The sequence below is a fragment of the Pelomonas parva genome, from assembly GCF_043555835.1.
GTDB lineage: Bacteria > Pseudomonadota > Gammaproteobacteria > Burkholderiales > Burkholderiaceae_C > Pelomonas > Pelomonas parva.
In genome coordinates, this window is sequence record NZ_JBIGHV010000003.1 from 503,207 (window position 1) to 522,959 (window position 19,753).

Sequence of the window (19,753 nt, forward strand, 5' to 3'; positions counted from 1 at the left end):
CCCAAGGTCAGGGCGGCTTAACCACGGGCCGGGGCAGGCGGTGCCGAGCCGGCCTGCATCAGCTCGCGCAGGCAGCGCAGGCACAGGCAGGCGCCGGGATAGCGCGCCGCCAGCTCGGCGCGCAGCGTGTCGGTCAGGCGGAGGTCGAAGCAGTCGCAGTGGCCTGTGCTGGCGCCGCATTCGAAGCCGCCGCCGCAGCGCGGGCAGGTGGCGGCGAGGGGGTCGCCGCTCATGCGCGCAGCTCGCGCAACGCGGCCTCGCAGAGTTCACCCAATACGCCCGTGTCCACGTCGGACAGCCGCTTGATGTAGACGCAGCCCTTGCCTTCGCGGTGCTTGCCGAAGCGGGCCAGCAGAGCAGCGCGCTCGGCGCCGGTGGCATTCACGTAGAGGCTGATGTCGCCCTTGCCACCGGCGCCGCTGGCAAAGCCGATCTCGAAGATGTCGCCCTCGCGGCCGCTGTCGTAGACGTAGTGGTGGTGGCCGAAGCCGACCATGCGGCCCCACATCTTCGGCGTGTGGCCGCTGGCGCACTGCATCAGCGCGATCAGCGCCCGGCAGTCGGCCGCGCGCGCCTCGGGCTGGGCCGCACAGTAGGCCTCGACATCGGCGTCGGTGGGCACGGTCTTGTTGGCTGCCATGGCGGGTGCTCCGGATCAGAGAGGAGATTGTGGATCGTCGTCCGGCGGCACCAGCGGCGTAGCGCGCGCCAGCGCCATCCAGGTCGCAAAGTCGGGCTTGCAGGCGCGCCTGGGCGCCGGGCGGGCGAGTTCGAGGTGGCTGGTGTGCCCTATCAGCACGCCGTACTCGGGCGGGATCTCCTCGGCCTCGGCGATGCCGGCCTTGATGACGAACCAGCACTGGCCGCACAGCGCGCGGTAGGCCGCGGACTTGGCCGGGCGGCGCAGCTCACCGAGCAGGTCGGCGCGGCTGACCTTGATCTCGTGGATGGCGGGTTCGAGGTAGTCCTCCACCGTGCTGTGGCGGATGGAATAGACGTCGGGCATCGCGTTGACCCACAGCGTCTTGCCGTCGTCCTGCGGCAGCCCGGCGCGCAGCGCGAGGCCGCGCCAGGCGATGCGGCCGGCGCGCTGCATCTCGGTGGCCACGCGCTCGACGAGCAGCTCGTGCGCATCGCGGGCGGCGCGGTTGCGGGTCAGCGACTCGGCGATCAGCGCCACACCCAGGTCGGTCACGCGCAGGCGCTCGCGGCCGCCGGGCTCCTGCAGGCGCTCGACCCAGCCGGCGGCCAGCAGCTCGATCTCGACCAGGTCCTGACAGGGCCAGCCGGCGCTGCGCCAGAGCTGGCGCAGGCGTTGCAGGTGGAAGCGGGTGGGCACGGCCATGGTGCGATCTTCCCGCGTCGGCATTGAAAAAGCCCCCGGCCGGCAGGCACGGGGGCTTTGAGCGGTGAAGCCGGGAGGCTTACGGGCGCTCGCGCTTGGGCAGGGCGGACATGCCGGGCACCGGCGAGGTCGTCGTGCCGACGGTCGCGGTGTTGGGCACCGCGAAGAAGGTCCAGACGCTGTTGGCCGGCAGGGCCAGGGCGGAGTTGGTGTAGATCGGCGTCGACGAGGTCGGCACCGTCACGTCCACCTGGGAGCTGGCGGTCGACGAGACGCTGGCCGACGTGGACGCCAGGCCGGCACCGACGTTGGAGGCCAGCGCGCTGAAGTCGACGTTCAGCGACGAGGTCAGGCCGGTCAAGCCGTTGACGAGGCGGACCTTGACGTTGCCGTTCACGGTCGGCAGGCGGTTGTCGTCGCTCAGCACGGCAAGTTGCGGAGCGGCGGCCGAGCCCCAGACCATCAGCGTGTAGTCGCCGCCGGCGGCAAGCGTCGGTGCGGCAAACGTGACGGGCGAGCCGTTGACCATGGCCGACAGCGTGGAGGCGCCGGAGGCGGTGGTGACGTACTCGCTGATCAGCGGGCTGATCGCGCCGGTCAACATTGCCTGGCCGTTCAGCGTGGTGCCGACGGTGGCGTTGTTGGTCAGTGCAGCGACGGTGCGCACGCGGCTTTGCGTGTTGAGGAAGTTCTTGACCGCGCCCTTCTGGACCAGCGAGATGCCGTTGACCAGCACGCCACCATCGGAGGAGGTCAGGATCAGCGTGTTGACGCTGGCCGAGTCGAGCGTCATGGCCGGGATGTCCAGGCGCAGGTCGGTGCGCTTGTTGTAGCCGGTGACGCGGACGCGGAAGGTGCCCGAGTTGATCTGGATGTAGCCGCTGCCGGAGCCGCCGGCGAGGTTGGTGCTCAGCGCGGTGGCGGTGTCCAGCGGGTCGGTGGCGGTGGTCACGTAGATGTCCAGCGCGCCGGCGTCCGGGGCCAGGTTCAGCACCAGCAGCTTGGCCTTGTTGGCGTCGGGCGCCGTCTCGGCTTCCTGCAGCGTCGTCATGCGCACGGCGCCAGCGAAGCCATAGCTGATGAAGGTGTAGTTGCTGCCGCCGGCCAGCGACGGCTGCGTGGCCGTGATGCTGGTGCCGACATCGCTGGTCAACACCCGGACGGCCGGGCCATCGGACTTCACCGAACCGTATTCGCCAACGCTGGCGTAGGCGACCTTGGTGTTGACGGCCTTGTCGTCAACGGACAGGTCCAGCTGGGCGTAGGAACGCGTGGCATTGAGCAGGCGAACCTGCGTGTTGCTGTCGCCGTCATTGCCGCCGCCGCCGCAGGCGGTCAGGAGGGCGGTGGCCGACAGGCTCAGCGTCAGGGCCAGTCGTGTGGCCCAGGGGGTGAATCGCATCGAGAACTCTCCGAAAAAACCAAACCGCCGGGCCGAATCCCAAAACGCGGACGCGCGATTAGAACCCAAGCGAGCGATATCGGGATTTCCGCCCTCTAGCACGGGGTGAAGAACTGTTGCTGCAAGGAGGAGAACCCTCCAGTTCCGGGCGGGTGGCGCTAGGTAGCATGGGCCGGATGAACTACCCCCACCTCCTCGCGCCTCTGGACCTGGGCTTCACGACGCTGAAGAACCGCGTGCTGATGGGCAGCATGCACACGGGCCTGGAGGACGGCGCCAAGCACTTCGAGCGCATGGCGGTGTACTTCGCCGAGCGGGCGCGGGGCGAGGTGGGGCTGATCGTGACAGGCGGCTTTGCGCCCAATATCGAGGGCTGGGCCAAGCCGTTCGCCGGCACGCTGGCGACGAGCGGCGCGGCGCGCCGGCACCAGCAGATCACGGACGCCGTGCATGCCGAGGGCGGCAAGATCGCGCTGCAGATCCTGCACACGGGCCGCTATGGCTACTCGCCGCTGTGCGTGGCGCCGTCGCGCATCCAGAGCCCGATCTCGCCGTTCACGCCGCGCGAGCTGTCGGCGCGCGGCATCGAGCGGCAGATCCGCGCCTTCATCCGCTGCGCGAAGCTGGCCCGCGAGGCCGGCTACGACGGCGTGGAGGTGATGGGCTCGGAGGGCTATTTCATCAACCAGTTCCTCGTCACGCACACCAACCAGCGCGCGGACGGCTGGGGCGGGTCCTACGAGAACCGCATGCGCCTGCCGCTGGAGATCCTGGCCCGCATGCGCGAGGCGGTGGGGCCGGACTTCATCATCATCTACCGGCTGTCGATGCTGGACCTGGTGCCGGGCGGCAGTTCGTGGGACGAGGTGCTGGAGCTGGCGCGGCGCGTGGCGCGCGGCGGGGCGACGATCATCAACACCGGCATCGGTTGGCACGAGGCGCGCATCCCGACCATCGCCACCAGCGTGCCGCGCGCGGGCTTCGCGTGGGTGACCGCCAAGCTTCGGGCCCAGCTGCGGGAAGAGGGCATCACGACGCCGCTGATCACCAGCAACCGCATCAACACGCCGGAGGTGGCCGAGGGGCTGCTGGCGGATGGCTCGGCGGACATGGTCTCGATGGCGCGGCCGTTTCTGGCCGACGCGGAGTTCGTCAAGAAGGCGCGGCAGGGGCGGGCGGACGAGATCAACACCTGCATCGCCTGCAACCAGGCCTGCCTGGACCACACCTTCGCGCAGAAGATCTCGACCTGCCTGGTCAACCCGCGGGCGGCCTACGAGCAGGAGATCGTCGTGCGGCCGGTGCAAGGCGCGAGGAAGCGCATCGCCGTCGTCGGCGCCGGGCCGGCAGGTCTCGCCGCTGCCACGACGCTGGCCGAGCGCGGCCATGCGGTAACGCTGTTCGACGGCGCAGCCGAGATTGGCGGGCAGTTCAACATGGCGCGGCGCATCCCGGGCAAGGAGGAGTTCAGCGAGACGCTGCGCTATTTCCGCCGCCGCATCGAGGTGACCGGCGTGGACCTGCGGCTGAACCGTCGGGTCGACGCGGACGACCTGAAGGGCTTCGACGAGGTGCTGCTGGCCACCGGCGTCAGCGCACGCGACCCGAAGATCCAGGGCCAGATTGAGGCCGCGGCGCGCGGCCAGGTGTTGAGCTACATCGACGTGCTGCGGCACGACAAGCCGGTCGGGGCACGCGTGGCCATCGTCGGCGCGGGCGGCATCGGCTTCGACGTGGCGGAGTACCTGCTGGAGGCCGGCCATTCGCTGACGCTGGACCCGGCTGCCTGGCGCAAGCATTGGGGCGTGGGCGACCCCGAGCAGGTGCGCGCCGGGCTGCTGCGGCCCGCGCCCGAAGCGCCGACCCGCCAGATCACGCTGCTGCAGCGCAAGGCCGGCAAGCCGGGCGCGGGCCTGGGCAAGACGACGGGCTGGATTCACCGCGCGGCGCTGAAGATGAAGAACGTCGACATGCTGGCCAGCGTCAACTACGAGCAGATCACGCCCGAGGGGTTGTGGGTGAGTTACGGCCAGAAGCGGGCCGATGCGCAGCTGATAGCGGCCGACACCATCGTGCTGTGCGCCGGCCAGGAGCCGCTGCGCGAGCTGGAGGCGCCGTTGCAGGCGGCGGGCGTCAGCGTGCACCTGATCGGCGGCGCACTGGAGGCCGGCGAGCTGGATGCGAAGCGAGCCATCCTGCAGGGGACGACGCTGGCGTGCCGGTTGTAGGTTCAGTGCAGGCAGAACTGGCAGAGCTGGTAGAGCACATCGTCGTCCTGCTCGGAGATTTCCAGGCCGGCGGCAAGTTCGAAGCTGGAGTCGTACCAGCCGCAGCTCTTGAGCGTCATCGGCTCCTGTTCCTGCTGCGGCACCGGCTCCGCAGGGTGCAATTGCGCCAGCTTGGCGACGGGCGAGGGCTGCGGCGAGACGCTGAAGAGTTGCATGGCGGGCTCCGGTGGGGTGGCTTGAACGTCGTGAAGAACGTCACACCCTCAGCATCGGCGCCGGAACCTTCGGCGAACATCACCCGGAGGATGGGGCGAAGGGGGATGCCGGCCGCGACCACCCCCTCGCCTCCCCCTGAAGAGGGATACGAATATGGGGTCAGGTTCGATTTTCCGGCCGGCCGTCGAGGCGCAAGGCGCCCAACAAAATCGAACCTGACCCCATTTTTGTAAGCTCGCCATGATGCCGCCGTCCCAATCGTTCCAGCCCTCCCTGCGGCAGCGTGGGCTGGCGGTGCTGTTGTTTGCCATGCTCTGGAGCCCGGGCCTGGCGGTCGCGCTGGGCAGTGACGGGCTGGATATGCGCGAGCGCCTGGCCGTGCTGGGCCTGTCCTTCTGGCTGCTGGCCATGGGACCGGCGCTGCTGGGCAGCCTGCGCATGGCCTTTCTGCTGTGGACGCCGGCCGTGCTGCTGCTGCCGCCCTATGTCTATCTCTGCCTGAACTTCGGCAGCGCGCCGGGCGATGCGCTGGTGGCGGCGGCCATGAAGACTTCGCCCGCCCAGAGCCTGCAGGTGTTGCGCGGCTTTGGCGGCTGGCTCGTCGGCTGGGCGGCGCTGGCCCTCGCCTACCCGTTGGCCGCATGGCAGGTCGATGCCCGCTGGCACTGGAGCCCCAGCCAGCGCAAAGGCTGGCTCGCCATGCTGCTCGGAGCGGCCAGTGCGTCCTTGCTGCTGAAGCAGGCCGTGCCGCAGCAGCTCAGCCTGCCGGCCTTCTTCGAGCGGGACACCGTGGACCAGGTCTTCCCGCTGAACCTGGTGTCCAGCGTGCAGCGGGTGATGGAGCAAGCCCGCCGCGCGCCACGGACGACCTCGCTGAATGGCCGGCCGCGCCCGGGGTCTGCGGACGAGCCGCTGCATCTGGTGCTGGTGATCGGCGAGACCGTGAGGCCCGACCACCTCGGCATCTACGGCTATGCCCGGGACACGACGCCGGGCCTGTCTGCGATCCGCGACGAGCTGCTGCTGTTCCGCGATGTCGCCTCCACGGCGCATTGGACCGACGCGGCCGTACCCGGCATCGTCGGCCGGGCCATCGACGCGCGCCGCCAGGGTGGCCTGGTCCGCACGATGCGGGAGGCCGGGTATCACACCGGCTGGCTGTCGAACCAGGAGATCTCCGACCTCTTCCGGGACGCCCACGTGGCGGACTTCTCGGACGGCATGTATGAGCTGCTGCTGCGCATGGACACCGCCTTGCTGCCGCCCTTCAACGCGTTGCTGCGCCAGGCCGGGCCGCGCCAGTTCATCGCGCTGCACATGACCGGCAGCCACTTTCCCTACGACGAACAGTACGACGCGCAGGCGCGCAAGTTCAGGCCGACGTTGACCGATGTCGGTGTCAGCGGCCATCCAGGCCCCCGCTTCAAGGCCGAGACCATCAACTCCTACGACAACACGCTGGTGGCGCTGGACAGCTTCCTGATGCGGGTCATCACCAGCCTGCGGGCCGACCCGCAGCCGGCCCTGCTGGTCTACACCTCCGACCACGGCGAGAACCTCTTCGACGACGAGCGCCAGCGCTTCATGCATGCACTGGCCGACCCCTCGAAGGCGGACACGACGGTGCCCTTGTTCTTCTGGGCGAACGACGCCTACCGCCGGCGCTGGCCTGCGGCCTGGGCGGCGCTGTCGGCGCACGCCAGGGCGCCGGTCAGCCACACCGACCTGATGCCCACACTGCTGGACATCGCCCGCGTCGACGCCGATGGCATCGCCCCGCAGGAAAGCCTGCTGTCACCCGACTGGCGGCCCCGCCCGCGACGCCTGCAGCAGATTGGCGGGCCGGGCTGGGACTACGACAAGATTCGCTGAAGCTCCCGACGCGCGTCACTGCCAATCCAGCGCGCCGATTTCTCTTCACGCCGGCAAAGCCGCTCCGCCAAAGTGAGCGCATGCTCACGCAAATCCGCGCTGCGCTTGCCGATCTGGCGCAGCGCCCAGTTGACGGCCTTCTTGACGAAGTTGCGCTCGTCGTCGGCCGCCGCTGCTATCAACGGCAAGCGGGCCAGGAAGTCGGCATCCGGCCGCTGCTTCTGGTGCACCGCCGCCACCGCCAGCAGCGCGAAGCCGGCGCGCTTCTCGAACTCCGCCTCGCGCACCGCCCAGCGCGGGATGGCGTCCCAGGCCAGCGGGCTTTTGACGAAGGCATTGAGGCAGGCCTGGTCGCAGACATCCCAGGCGCGCATGCCGGCCACCCAGTGGTCCATCTGCGCGACGGTCAGCTTGGCCGGTTCGGCCACCATGCCGGCCAGGATCTGCGCGTCGGGGATGCCGGTGTCCCACAGCGCCAGCGCCAAGGCGTGGTCGCGCCTGAACTCGCGGGCCAGCGCGCGCAGCGTCGGCACGGCCAGACCCAGCCGGCCCTCGCCGGTCAGGCCGAAACGGGCCATGGCGCTGAGCGCCTCCGGCCGCGCCTGCTGGTGCAGCGCGGCCAGGGCTTCGTCCAGGCGGGGTGGGCGCGGAACCGCCATGCTCCCGGTCAGCGCAGGTCGATCAGCAGCTCCGCCGACTGGTGGTTGCCCGGGTGAATGACCAGGCGCAGCGGCAGGCCGTCGGCAGGCGGCGCCGTGGCGATGAGCTGCATCGCCACGGGGTCGTAGCGCAGCCAGTCGGGCATGGGCCGGCCGTCGGGCCGGGTCACGCGGACCGTACCCGCCACCTGCTGGATGAGCCCGCGCAGGCTCATCGGCAACGTGAAGGCGAAGCCCTGCCCCGCCAGCGCACGCGGCACGCTGACCTGGTAGTCGCCACCGCGCAGCGCCGACGGCTCGCGCAGCACCTGGACGGCCAGGCCCGTCATCTCCACCGCCGTGCCCGCCGAGACGGCGAAGGACGGCGCGCCGGCCACCAGCACCTCGTTGCCGAGGTTCAGCACGGCGCTGACGCTGCCGGGCGCACCGGGTGCGACGGTCACCGGTACGCTGGACGTGCTCGGCGGCACGGGCGGCCGGCCCAGGATGGAGGCGGTCGTGGTGGCGGTCGTGTCGGCCAGCGTGTAGTTGCCCGCGTCCACGCCGTCGAAGGCGATGCCGGTGATGGCCACCGGCTTGTTCGCGCCCGGCCGCGCGTTGTCGAACTGGCCGCTGGCCTGGGTCACGGCCAGCACGTCGCCCGCGAACTTGCCGTTGAAGACCGCTGCGTCGGTCACCAGCGTGGCGACGGCGTTGCCGTCCTCGACCTTGTTCAGCGCGGTGATGCCGGTCACGTTGGTCAGCGTCGCCCGGCTGATGTCGGCTGTGGCGGTGGTGCTGGCGGGCAGCGAGTAGTTGCCCGCGTCCGCGCCACCCAGCGTGACGGCAACCGTCACCACCTTGGCCGTGCCGACGTTCTTGTTGGCGAAGGTACCCGTGGCGGCGGCGACGTTGACCGCATCGCCCGTCAACACACCCGTCAGCGTGGACGCCGTGATGTTCGTGGTGGCCGCCGTCGTGGCGTCGTAGACCTTGTTGGCCGCCGTGATGCCGTTGACGGCGCTCAGCGCGGCCTTGCTGATCGTGGCCGTGGTGGTGGCGGTGTTGCTGGCCAGCGTGTAGTTGCCGGCGTCCGCGCCACCCAGGCTCAGGCCGGTGATGTTGACGGTCTTGCCGGTGGCGGCGTTCTTGTCGACGAAGTTGCCGGTGGAGGTCGCCACGGTCAGCGCGTCGCCCGCCACCATGCCGGTGAAGCCGGCCGTGCCCGTGCTCAGCGTCGCGGCGGTGGTCGTGTCGTAGACCTTGTTGGCCGCCGTGATGCCGGTAATGGCCGCGATGGTGGCCGGCGTGATGTCGGCCGTGGTGCTGGCCGTCGTGCTCACGAGGTTGTAGTTGCCGCCATCGGCGCCACCCAGCGTCAGGCCGGTGATGCTGACCGTCTTGCCGTTGGCGACGTTCTTGTCGCTGAAGTTGCCGGTGGAGGTCGCGACGGTGACGGTGTCGCCCGCCAGCAGCCCGGTGAAGCCGGCCGCGCCGGTGTTCAGCGTGGCGACGGTGTTGCCGTCGTAGACCTTGTTGGCCGCCGTGATGCCGGTGATGTCCGCCATCGCTGCCTTGCTGATGTCGGCCGTGGTCGTCGCGGTGGTGGCGGCCAACGCGTAGTTGCCGGCATCGGCGCCACCGAGCGTCAGCCCGGTGATGTTGACCGTCTTGCCGGTGGCCGCGTGCTTGTCGCTGAAGTTGCCGGTCGAGGTGGCCACGGTCAATGCGTCGCCGCTCACCATGCCGGTGAAACCCGCAGCGCCGGTGCTCAACGTCGCCGTCGTGGTGGTGTCGTAGACCTTGTTGGCCGCCGTGATGCCCGTAATCGCCGCGATGCTGGCCGGCGTGATGTTGGCCGTGGTGCCGGCGGTGTTGGACGCCAGCGTGTAGTTGCCCGCGTCCGTGCCGCCCAGCGTCAGGCCGGCGATGCTGACCGTCTTGCCGTTGGCGACGTTCTTGTCCGAGAACGTGCCGGTCGAGGTCGCCACCGTCAGCACGTCGCCCGAGACCATGCCGGTGAAGGCGGCCGAGCCCGTGCTGAGCGTGGCCGTGTTGTTGCCGTCATAGACCTTGTTGGCGGCCGTGATGCCGGTGATGGCCGCGACGGTGGCCGGCGTGATGTCGGCCGTGGTCGTGGTGGCGCCTGTGGGCAGCAGGTAGTTGCCCGCGTCGGCGCCGCCCAGCGCCAGGCCGGTGATGTTGACCGTCTTGCCGGTGGCAGCGTTCTTGTCGCTGAACGTGCCGGTGGCGGCGGCCACGGTCAGTACATCGCCCGCCAGCAGGCCGGTGAAGCCGGCACCCGACGTGGTCAGCGCCGCGCTCGTATTGCCGTCATAGACCTTGTTGGCGGCGGTGATGCTGGTGATGGCCGCCAACTGGGCCTTGCTGATGTCGGCCGTGGTGGTGGCGGTGCTGCTGGCCAGCGTGTAGTTGCCCGCATCGGTGCCGCCCAAGGTCAGGCCGGTGATGTTGACGGTCTTGCCGGTGGCAGCGTTCTTGTCGCTGAAGTTGCCGGTTGAGGTCGCCACGGTCAGTGTGTCGCCCGCCACCATGCCGGTGAAGCCGGCGCTGCCCGTGCTCAGCGTCGCGGCGGTGGTCGTGTCGTAGACCTTGTTGGCCGCCGTGATGCCGGTGATGGCCGCGATGCTGGCCGGCGTGATGTCGGCGGTGGTGCTGGCCGTGGTGGACGCCAGGGCGTAGTTGCCGCCATCGGCGCCACCCAGCGTCAGGCCGGTGATGCTGACCGTCTTGCCGTTGGCGACGTTCTTGTCGCTGAAGTTGCCGGTGGAGGTCGCGACGGTGACGGTGTCGCCCGCCAGCAGCCCGGTGAAGCCGGCCGCGCCGGTGTTCAGCGTGGCGACGGTATTGCCGTCGTAGACCTTGTTGGCGGCCGTGATGCCGGTGATGGCCGCCATCGTGGCCTGGGTGATGTCAGCGGTGGTCGTGGCCGTCGTGGCGGCCAGCGTGTAGTTGCCGGCGTCAGCGCCACCGAGCGTCAGGCCGGTGATGTTGACCGTCTTGCCAGTCGCAGCGTGCTTGTCGCTGAAGTTGCCGGTGGAGGTCGCCACGGTCAGCGTGTCGCCGCCCACCATGCCGGTGAAGCCGGCCGCGCCGGTGCTCAGCGTTGCCGCCGTGGTCGTGTCGTAGACCTTGTTGGCGGCCGTGATGCCGGTGATGGCCGCAATGCTGGCGGGTGTGATGTCGGCGGTCGTGCTGGCCGTGGTGCTCAGCAGGTTGTAGTTGCCCGCGTCCGTGCCGCCCAGCGTCAGGCCGGTGATGCTGACCGTCTTGCCGTTGGCGACGTTCTTGTTGGCGAATGTACCGGTCGACGTGGCCACATTGACCGTGTCGCCCGCCAGCAGGCCGGTGAAGCCGGTTGCGCCTGTGCTCAAGGTTGCGACGCTATTGCCGTCATAGACCTTGTTGACCGCCGTGATGCCGGTGATGGCCGCCATCGCCGCCTGGCCGATGTCGGCCGTGGTGGTCGCCGTCGTGCTGGCCAGCGTGTAGTTGCCGGCGTCGGCGCCGCCCAAGGTCAAGCCGGTGATGTTGACCGTCTTGCCTGTGGCGGCGTTCTTGTCGACGAAGTTGCCCGTGGAAGTCGCCACCGTCAGCGTGTCGCCGCCCACCATGCCGCTGAAGCCCGCCGCGCCCGTGCTCAGCGTCGCGGCCGTCGTCGTGTCGTAGACCTTGTTGGCGGCCGTGATGCCGGTGATGGCCGCGATGGTGGCCGGTGTGATGTCGGCCGTCGTCGATGCCGTCGTGCTGGTCAGCGTGTAGTTGCCGGCGTCCGTGCCGCCCAGCGTCAGACCGACGATGCTCACCGTCTTGCCATTGGCGACGTTCTTGTCCGCGAACGTGCCGCTGGAGGTCGCTACGGTCAACACGTCGCCCGAGACCATGCCGGTGAAGGCGGCCGAGCCGGTGCCCAGCGTGGCCGTGTTGTTGCCGTCGTAGACCTTGTTGGCGGCCGTGATGCCGGTGATGGCCGCGATGGTGGCCGGCGTGATGTCGGCCGTGGTGCTGGCGGTGGTGCTCGCCAGGTTGTAGTTGCCCGCATCCGTGCCGCCCAGCGTCAGGCCGGTGATGTTGACCGTCTTGCCATTGGCCGCGTTCTTGTCCGAGAACGTGCCCGTCGAGGTGGCCACGTTGACCGTGTCGCCGCCCAGCAGGCCGGTGAAGCCGGCCGCTCCCGTGTTCAGCGTGGCGGTGGCGTTGCCGTCGTAGACCTTGTTGGCGGCGGTGATGCCGGTGATGGCGGCCATCGTGGCCTGCGTGATGTCGGCCGTGGTGGTCGCGGTCGTGCTGGCCAGCGTGTAGTTGCCGGCGTCGGCACCGCCCAGCGACAGCCCGGTGATGTTGACCGTCTTGCCCGTGGCCGCGTTCTTGTCGACGAAGGCGCCGGTGGAGGTCGCCACGGTCAGCGTGTCACCGCCCACCATGCCGGTGAAGCCGGCCGTGCCCGTGCTCAACGTCGCCGCCGTGGTCGTGTCATAGACCTTGTTGGCGGCGGTGATGCCGGTGATGGCCGCGATGCTGGCGGGCGTGATGTCGGCGGTCGTGCTGGCCGTGGTGCTCAGCAGGTTGTAGTTGCCCGCGTCCGTGCCGCCCAGCGTCAGGCCGGTGATGCTGACCGTCTTGCCGTTGGCGACGTTCTTGTCCGCGAAGGTGCCGGTCGAGGTGGCGACGGTGACCGAGTCGCCGGCCAACAGGCCGGTGAAGCCCGCCGCGCCGGTGCTCAGCGTGGCGACGTTGGTGCCGTCGTAGACCTTGTTGGCGGCAGTGATGCCGGTGATAGCCGCCATCGTCGCCTGCGTGATGTCGGCCGTGGTCGTGGCCGTCGTCGCGGCCAGCGTGTAGTTGCCGGCGTCAGCGCCGCCCAGCGTCAGGCCGGTGATGTTGACCGTCTTGCCGATGGCGGCGTTCTTGTCGACGAAGGCGCCGGTGGAGGTCGCCACGGTCAGCGTATCGCCACCCACCATGCCGGTGAAGGCCGCCGCGCCCGTGCTCAGCGTCGCGGCCGTCGTCGTGTCGTAGACCTTGTTGGCGGCCGTGATGCCGGTGATGGCTGCGATGGTGGCCGGCGTGATGTCAGCCGTGGTGCTGGCGGTGGTCAACGCCAGCGTGTAGTTGCCCGCGTCCGTACCGCCCAGCGACAGGCCGGCGATGCTCACCGTCTTGCCGTTGGCGACGTTCTTGTCCGCGAACGTGCCGGTGGACGTGGCAACGTTCAGCACGTCGCCCGAGACCATGCCGGTGAACGCCGCCGAACCGGTGCCCAGCGTGGCCGTGTTGTTGCCGTCGTAGACCTTGTTGGCGGCCGTGATGCCGGTGATGGCCGCGATGCTGGCCGGCGTGATGTCGGCGATCGTGCTGGCGGTGGTGCTCGCCAGGTTGTAGTTGCCCGCATCCGTGCCGCCCAGCGTCAGGCCGGTGATGCTGACCGTCTTGCCATTGGCCGCGTTCTTGTCCGAGAACGTGCCCGTCGAGGTGGCCACGTTGACCGTGTCGCCGCCCAGCAGGCCGGTGAAGCCGGCCGCGCCGGTGTTCAGCGTGGCGGTGTTGTTGCCGTCGTAGACCTTGTTGGCCGCCGTGATGCCGGTGATGGCCGCCATCGTCGCCTGGCTGATGTCGGCCGTGGTCGTCGCGGTCGTGCTGGCCAACGTGTAGTTGCCGGCATCCGCGCCGCCGAGCGACAGCCCGGTGATGTTGACCGTCTTGCCGGTCGCGGCGTTCTTGTCGACGAAGGCGCCGGTGGAAGTCGCCACGGTCAGCACGTCACCCGTCACGATGCCGGTGAAGCCGGCGCTGCCCGTGCTCAGCGTTGCCGCCGTGGTGGTGTCGTAGACCTTGTTCGCCGCGGTGATGCCGGTGATGCCGGCGATGGACGCGGCGTTCACCGTCAAGGTGCCGGGCGCCGCGTAGCTCAACGCATAACCCAGTGAATCCACGGCACCCGAAGCCGTCAACGTGTGCGCGCCCACGACCGGGTTGCCCGAGGTGGACAGCGTGCCGCCCACCGCCACGGTCGGCGCGGTGCTGAAGATCTGGCCAACCGTGTCGCCGCTCTGCACGCCGCCCAGGCTGGTGGTGGCCGCAGTGGCCGTGCCGTAGGTGCGCGTCAGGTTGTCGGCCGTGATGGTGACGGTCGGCTGCTCGCGGTAGACCGCGTTGACGCCGGTGCCAAGCGCGGCCGTGAAGTTGGTGTTGCTCTCGTCGCTGCCGTAGCGGAAGCGCCCGCTGCCGCTGCCGACCAGCGCGGTCAGGCCGGTGCTGCCGGACACGGTGCCCGAGTACAGCGTGGCGCGGCCACCGCTGCCGACGCTGACGCTCCCGCCACCGACGATGACGTTACCGCCTGCGCCCGTGCCGGCCGCCGCCGAGCTGGCCGCGTTCAGCACCACCGCGTTGCTGGCGGTGCTGGTGGTGCTAACTGACTGGTTCAGCGTCATGTCGCCCGACAGCGTGCTGATAGACACCGCGCCGCTGCGCGTGATGCCCGCGCTGTTGACCGTGCCGACGGCCAGCGCGCCGCTGTTGACCAGCGCAATGTCGCCCGAGCCGGTGGACGCTGCGACAGTGGTGATGTTGTTGCCCGCGTTCGTCAGCGTGACGGAGCCGTCTCCGACGAGCTCAAGGCCGGCGGCCGTCAGTGCCGCACTCTGCGTGACCGCGCCGGTGCTGTTCAGGCTCGCATTGCCGGCCACGGTGGTAGCGCCGATGCTGGTGGTGCCCGTGCTGGTGCTGGCCAGGCTGCTGGCCGTGCCCGACAGCGTCACGCCGTTGCCGGCGAGCGTGGTGGCGCCCGTGCCGTTCAGCGTAGCGGTCAGCGCACCGCTGGCCGTGGCGGCGGTGGTGCCGCTGCCGTTGAAGGTGATGCCTAAAGCGCCGGTCGACGACACGTTCGCGCTGCCGGTGTTGGTGACGCCCACCGCGCCGACCAGCGTGTTGCCCGCGTTCGTCAGCGTCACGGCGCCCGAGCCGGTGCTGACGGTCGTCGCGCCGTCCACCAGCGCGGCGCCGCTCTGCGTGAGAGTCTGGTTGGTGGCCGTGACCGTGAGGCTGGCCGCCGCATTGCCGGCGCCCGACGCGCCGATGGGGCCGAGCACCGTGGCCACGGTGTTGACCAGCGTGACGTCGCCGCGCCCGGTCGAGCCGACCGCGCCGGCCAGCTGGTTGCCGGCGTCGTTCAGCGTCACGGCCGCGCCGCCCGCGTTGACGGTGGTGGTGCCGGCGACAAACGCGCTGGCGCTCTGACCGACGGCATCGTTGACCGTCGTGACCGTGAGGCTGGCCGCCGCATTGCCGCCGCCCGCCGCGCCGATCTGGCCCAGCGTCGTGGCCTGGCTGTTGGCGATCGTGACCGCGCCCGTGCCCGTCGAGCTGATCGCGCCGTTGAGCTTGTTGTTGGCGTTGTCCAGCGTCACCGCGCCCGCGCCGGCGCTGACCGTGGTCGTGCCGTCCACAAACGCCGCGCCGCCCTGCGTGACCGCGCCGCCGTCGGTGCTGACTGCCAGGCTGCTCGCGCGGCTGCCGCTGCTGCCGATCTGGCCCAGCGTGGTGGCACCGTTGTTGAACAGCGTGACCGCGCCGGTGCCGATGGTCGTGATGGCGCCCATGAACTGGTTGCCGGCGTGGCTGGCCGTGATGGCGCCGCCGGTGTCGGTGCGCAGCGAGGTGGCGCCGGCGACAACCGCCGCGCCGCTCTGCGTGATGCTGCCGTTGCTGTTGCGCACGGTCAGGCTGGCGGCGCCATTGCCCGGCGCGCCGATGGCGCCCAGCGTGGTGCTGACCGCATTGCGCAGCGTCACCGCGCCGGTGCCGGTGGAGCTGACCGCGCCGGCCAGCTGGTTGCCGGTGTTGGTCAGCGTCACCGTGCCCGTGCCGGCCGCCACGGTGGTGGCGCCGGTCACGTAGGAGGTGCCGCTCTGGCTGACGTTGTCGTTCGTCGTCGTGACCGACAGGCTGGCCACCGGGGCGCCGCTGGTGCCCATGGTGCCCAGGTTGGTGGCGATGTCGTTGGCGAGCGTCACCGCGCCGGAGCCGGTCGAGTTGACCGCGCCGGTCAGCTGGTTCGACGCGTTAGCAAGGCTGACGCCGCCGGAGCCGGCCGCGACGGTGGTCTCGCCGGCCACGTAGGCCGCAGCGGTCTGCGTCACGGCCGCGTTGGTGTTGATCACATCCAGGCTCGCCGCGCCGCTGCCGGCCGAGCCGATGGCGCCCAGCACGGTGGCCAGCCCGTTGCGGATGGTGACCGCGCCGGTGCCCGTGGAGCTGACCGCGCCGCCGAGCTGATTGCTGGCGTTGTTCAGTGCCACCTCGCCAGTGCCGGCGTTGACCGTGGTGGTGCCGGCGACGGTCGCCGCGCCGACCTGCGAGAACGCGCCGTTGTTGGTCGTCGCGGTCAGCGAGCCGCCCACCGTCAGGCCGGCCAGCGTCACATCGCCCTTGGCGACGGCGGCGAGGTTGCCGGCCTGGCCGGTGTCGATGGTCGAGCCGACGGCCATCGAGACTTCGCTGTTCACCGTGCCCGGCGAGCCGCCGCCCAGCACGGTGCCGGCGTGCAGGTTGACGTTCAGCGAGCGGTCGGCACCGCCGGAACTGATGGAGCCGCCCGCCTGGAAGTTGATGCTGCCCTGGGCCGCCAAGGTCAGCGTGGCCGACTGCGCGCTGGCCAGCGCGGTGGTGATGGCGCCGGTCACCGTGATGTCGCCGACGCCCGTGTTGGTGCCCGCGTTGTTCGTCATCACGACGACGTTGGAGCCGTTCGTCAGCGCCGCCGCCAGCGAGGCGGTGCTGAGGAAGGCGTCGTCGTCGGTGGTGTTGAAGCTGCCGCCGACATTGCTGTCGGCGACCGCGCCGATGGTCAGGTCGTTCGGGTCCAGCAGCCAGGTGCCGCCCTTGCCCTTGGCGGCGCTGACATCGGCCACGCCGGTGCGCACATTCAGCACACGCTTGCCCGAGGTCTCGATGAGGCCGCCATTGCCGCCCAGCGCGCCGCCGCGCGCGGCGATGCCGCCGTCGAAGCGGGTGCGGTCGTCGGACCAGACGATCACCGTGCCGCCATCGCCCAGCCGCGTGGCGCTGGCGTCGATGCTGGCGCCAGCGGCGACCTTCGTCGTGGTGGCGTTCCAGAGGTCGCCCACGCCTTGGTAGTTGCCGCCCAGGTTGATTCGGCCGCCGCCGATCGCGCCGGTGGCGCTGATGGCCGAGCCGGCCGCGATGTCGACATGGTCGGCCTCCAGCACGATGCGGCCGCCCTTGGCCACCAGGCTACTGGCCGACAGCTCGCCGCTGTTGCGGATGACACTGCCCTGCAGCGTCTGCGCGGCGCGGGCCGACATCAGGATCTGGCCGTCCGGCGCCAGCACCGCATGGCGGTTCTCGATCAGCGTGGCGATGTCGGCCGGCGTCACGCGCAGCCGGGCCAGGCTGCCGCCGTCGAACTGCAGCTCGACGGCCTCACCGGCCGCCAGCGCCACCGTGCCCGCCTGCGCGCGCACGACGCCGCTGTTGCGCACCTCGGGCGCCAGCAAGGCCACATAGCCACCGTTCGCGGTCGTGATGCTGCCCTCGTTCTCGACGGCGGCGGTGCTGCCGGCGCGCTCGAAAACCAGCCGGCCGGCCATGAAGTCGGCCAGGCCGATGCTGTTCGCGCTGGCCACAAAGGAGCCCACATCCACCTGGGCCGTCGGGCTGAAATAGACGCCGCTGGCATTGGTCAGGAAGACCTGGCCGTTGGCGCTCAGGCGGCCGAAGATCTGGCTGGGCGCGCCGCCGGTGACGCGGTTCAGCGCGACGCTGGACGCATCGGGCTGCGCGAAGCGCACGCTGGCGTTGGCGCCGATGTCGAAGCTGGTCCAGTCGAGAGCGGCACGCGCCGTGGACTGGTTGACGACCAGGTTGGCGCCGCTCTGCTGCAGGCTGGCCTGACCGGCCACGACCTGGCCGCCCTGCGGCAAGGCGTTGGCTGCGGGCGCGGCGGGGCGCGCCGCCGCGATCGTCTGCGCATACGCCCCCGACCCGCCGGCGGCCAGCGCCAGCAGCGTGACGATGGCGCGCAAGCGACGGCCGCTGCGGCCGGCCTTGCTGCGGCCGCGGGCGTGTTCGTGGACGGCGACCCAGCAACCCTGGGCGGCGCTCCAGACGAGGCGGAAGATGCGGTTCAGGCTGGCATGTTCGTGCATGGTGTCCTCCTCGGGCTCAGAACGTTTGGCTGGCCAGCAGCCAGAAGCGGTTGCGATCCAGCGACCCATCCAGGTCGCGGCCCTGCGGGTCGGCAAGCGGGTTGTCGCCGATACGGCGCGCCCAGACCGCGCTGACTTCCGTGCCGCCCGGGCTGGCGTAGTCCACGCTCAGGCCCGCGCCCTTGAGCGAATACTTGTTGGGCGCCGTCGCCCCCAGGAAGTTCTCGTCGACATGGGCGCGGACCCGGCCCCAGTCGTAGAGGCCGGCCACTCGCCAGCCGCCGCCCAGCCGCAGCCGCAGCTCGACGTTGACCAGCTGGCCCGTGGCGCCGCCGCCCTCGCTGACCGGGTAGGCGCGCACGCCTTGCGGGCCGCCGAGATAGAAGCGCTCCGACGAGTCCAGGTTGCGGTTGGCCCACTGGCCTTGCAGCGCCACATAGGCCGACCAGTCACCCACCAGCGCCTGCTGGCGCGCCAACTGGTAGCGCAGCTTGCGGAAGCTGCCATGGGTGCGCGGGCCGGCCGCATCGAAGGCCTGGCTGGGCGAGCCGCCCAGGTCCAGCCGCCCGGACTGGGCGCCCAGGTAGCCGGTCGTGACGCCGGCGCCGCCCCAGTCGTCGAAGGCATTGGCGCTGACGCCGACGGTCCACACCTGCGAGTCGTAGACCGACACATCGGCACCGTTGGCCTTGTTGTGGAACTGCCTGCTCTCGACCCCGCCTTGCAGCAGCACGTTGAGGTCGCGCGAACGCACGAGCGGATGGCTGATGTCCAGGCCCCAGGCGCGGGACGTGCCGCGGGCCGCGAGGGCCTCGAAGTCGCTGCCGACGAGGCGATAGCGCAGCGCATTGGCGCTGAGCGCGACCCGCGTGCCCGACAGCCCGACCGGCATGGACGCGCCCAGCCGCACAAAGCTGCTGCCGCGGTTGACGCTGGCCTGGGCCAGCAAGAGGTCACCCATGCCGAGCGCGCTGTTCAACGCCATGGAGGCATTCAGGCGCGCTTCGCCGGTGGAGCGCGTGCCGGCGTTGTCCACGCCCACCTCGCCCGTCACCGTGGGGGTGTCGCGCAGGCTCAGGCGCACGGCCGTCTGGCCGGTGCTGTCACCCGGCACCAGGCTGGCGCTGGCCTGCACGCCCGGCAGGTCGCCGACCAGCAGCAGGGCGCGGTCCAGCGCCACCAGGTCCAGCGCCTGGCCGCGCTGCTGCCCCTGTTCGAGCATCGCCATGGCGCGCTCGGGTGCCAGGTGTTGCCCGCTCTGCTCCACCTGCGTGCCGCCGTAGTGCGCCTCCATGACCTGCAGCGTCACGACGCCGTTGGTGACGTCCTGCGCCGGCAGGAAGACTCGCGCCAGCCGACCCGCCGCCGTGTAGCGCTTGGCCACCAGCGCGGTGGCCTCCTGCAGCTCCTTGAAGTCCAGCGGGCGGTCGAGATAGCCCGTCACGGTGCGCTGCAACTGCGCATCGCTGAGCATCGTGTTGCCCTGGAACCTGAAGGACTTGACCGCCACCTTGGCCCCTGAGGCCACCTGCAGCGTGGGCGGTGGCGTGGCCACCTGGGCCCCCTCGCCCGGCCGGGGCAGCACCGGCGCCTTGCGCTGGTTCTGCTGCATCAGCTGGCCGGCATCGGGCGCGGTCTGCGCGCCGGCGCTCCAGGCCGCGAGGGCCATCAGCGCGGCCACTGCGCAGGCGACAGGTCTTGGGCGTCGCTCGCCGTGACGGGAGATTCGTTGAGCCGAAAGACCATGCCTTGCTGGATGGGTGGGTCGCACTTGGTATCTCCCGCTGACAAACCAGTTCGCATGCTTGCGCGCCGGCCGTGGGGTGCTTTTCACAAACTGCTGGAAAAGTTTTCCATTCTGT

At 70.4% G+C, this 19,753-nt stretch carries 10 protein-coding genes; 2 read left to right on the forward strand and 8 right to left on the reverse strand.

Going from position 1 to position 19,753, the window contains the following annotated elements; translation table 11 throughout:
- Positions 1–17: 17 nt before the first annotated feature.
- The 4 genes from ACG00Y_RS09720 to ACG00Y_RS09735 all read right to left on the reverse strand — a co-directional run bounded on the left by ACG00Y_RS09720 (position 18) and on the right by ACG00Y_RS09735 (position 2,747).
- The gene (locus ACG00Y_RS09720; RefSeq protein ID WP_394478267.1) at positions 18–233 is read right to left on the reverse strand and encodes a cysteine-rich CWC family protein; all 216 of its coding nucleotides are present in this window, start codon (positions 231–233) and stop codon (positions 18–20) included.
- Complete coding sequence (locus ACG00Y_RS09725) at positions 230–640, reverse strand: DUF1801 domain-containing protein (protein ID WP_394478268.1); 411 nt, start codon at positions 638–640, stop codon at positions 230–232. Before ACG00Y_RS09725 ends, ACG00Y_RS09720 begins: the two co-directional genes overlap by 4 nt.
- Positions 641–655: 15 nt before the next feature.
- Positions 656–1,345 carry a hypothetical protein gene (locus ACG00Y_RS09730; RefSeq protein ID WP_394478269.1) on the reverse strand — a complete coding sequence of 230 codons (690 nt, stop codon included), beginning with the start codon at positions 1,343–1,345 and terminating at the stop codon, positions 656–658.
- A 79-nt stretch (positions 1,346–1,424) separates the two neighbouring features.
- The gene (locus ACG00Y_RS09735; RefSeq protein WP_394478270.1) at positions 1,425–2,747 is read right to left on the reverse strand and encodes a DUF4397 domain-containing protein; all 1,323 of its coding nucleotides are present in this window, start codon (positions 2,745–2,747) and stop codon (positions 1,425–1,427) included.
- 167 nt (positions 2,748–2,914) lie between these two features.
- Here ACG00Y_RS09735 and ACG00Y_RS09740 point away from each other — a divergent pair, with 167 nt between their 5' ends.
- Entirely contained in the window at positions 2,915–4,975 is a 2,061-nt protein-coding gene (locus ACG00Y_RS09740) for an oxidoreductase (protein WP_394478271.1), read from the forward strand.
- Between the two features lie 2 nt (positions 4,976–4,977).
- On the opposite strand, the gene ACG00Y_RS09745 is transcribed toward ACG00Y_RS09740, so the two are convergent.
- Positions 4,978–5,190 carry a hypothetical protein gene (locus tag ACG00Y_RS09745; protein ID WP_394478272.1) on the reverse strand — a complete coding sequence of 71 codons (213 nt, stop codon included), beginning with the start codon at positions 5,188–5,190 and terminating at the stop codon, positions 4,978–4,980.
- A 241-nt stretch (positions 5,191–5,431) separates the two neighbouring features.
- Between ACG00Y_RS09745 and ACG00Y_RS09750 the strand changes: the two genes are divergently transcribed.
- On the forward strand, positions 5,432–7,063 hold the full coding sequence (locus tag ACG00Y_RS09750) for a phosphoethanolamine transferase (protein WP_394478273.1): 1,632 nt from the start codon (positions 5,432–5,434) through the stop codon (positions 7,061–7,063).
- Here the strand turns inward: ACG00Y_RS09750 and ACG00Y_RS09755 are convergent.
- Genes ACG00Y_RS09755 through ACG00Y_RS09765 form a run of 3 tightly spaced genes read right to left on the reverse strand, consistent with a single transcriptional unit; the run spans position 7,045 to position 19,560 of the window.
- The gene (locus ACG00Y_RS09755; RefSeq protein ID WP_394478275.1) at positions 7,045–7,722 is read right to left on the reverse strand and encodes a DNA alkylation repair protein; all 678 of its coding nucleotides are present in this window, start codon (positions 7,720–7,722) and stop codon (positions 7,045–7,047) included. The genes ACG00Y_RS09750 and ACG00Y_RS09755 overlap by 19 nt on opposite strands.
- Before the next feature lie 8 nt (positions 7,723–7,730).
- Entirely contained in the window at positions 7,731–17,891 is a 10,161-nt protein-coding gene (locus tag ACG00Y_RS09760) for a YDG domain-containing protein (protein WP_394478276.1), read from the reverse strand.
- Positions 17,892–17,907: 16 nt separating this feature from the next.
- On the reverse strand, positions 17,908–19,560 hold the full coding sequence (locus tag ACG00Y_RS09765; RefSeq protein WP_394478277.1) for a ShlB/FhaC/HecB family hemolysin secretion/activation protein: 1,653 nt from the start codon (positions 19,558–19,560) through the stop codon (positions 17,908–17,910).
- Positions 19,561–19,753 lie beyond the last annotated feature (193 nt).

Excerpts from the sequence above, each read along its gene's own strand:
- ACG00Y_RS09740 (WP_394478271.1), top strand. The coding sequence starts at position 2,915 with ATGGGCCGGATGAACTACCCCCACCTCCTCGCGCCTCTGGACCTGGGC.
- ACG00Y_RS09730 (WP_394478269.1), bottom strand. The coding sequence starts at position 1,345 with ATGGCCGTGCCCACCCGCTTCCACCTGCAACGCCTGCGCCAGCTCTGG.
- ACG00Y_RS09745 (WP_394478272.1), bottom strand. The coding sequence starts at position 5,190 with ATGCAACTCTTCAGCGTCTCGCCGCAGCCCTCGCCCGTCGCCAAGCTG.
- ACG00Y_RS09725 (WP_394478268.1), bottom strand. The coding sequence starts at position 640 with ATGGCAGCCAACAAGACCGTGCCCACCGACGCCGATGTCGAGGCCTAC.
- ACG00Y_RS09720 (WP_394478267.1), bottom strand. The coding sequence starts at position 233 with ATGAGCGGCGACCCCCTCGCCGCCACCTGCCCGCGCTGCGGCGGCGGC.
- ACG00Y_RS09765 (WP_394478277.1), bottom strand. The coding sequence starts at position 19,560 with ATGGCCCTCGCGGCCTGGAGCGCCGGCGCGCAGACCGCGCCCGATGCC.
- ACG00Y_RS09760 (WP_394478276.1), bottom strand. The coding sequence starts at position 17,891 with ATGCACGAACATGCCAGCCTGAACCGCATCTTCCGCCTCGTCTGGAGC.
- ACG00Y_RS09735 (WP_394478270.1), bottom strand. The coding sequence starts at position 2,747 with ATGCGATTCACCCCCTGGGCCACACGACTGGCCCTGACGCTGAGCCTG.
- ACG00Y_RS09755 (WP_394478275.1), bottom strand. The coding sequence starts at position 7,722 with ATGGCGGTTCCGCGCCCACCCCGCCTGGACGAAGCCCTGGCCGCGCTG.
- ACG00Y_RS09750 (WP_394478273.1), top strand. The coding sequence starts at position 5,432 with ATGATGCCGCCGTCCCAATCGTTCCAGCCCTCCCTGCGGCAGCGTGGG.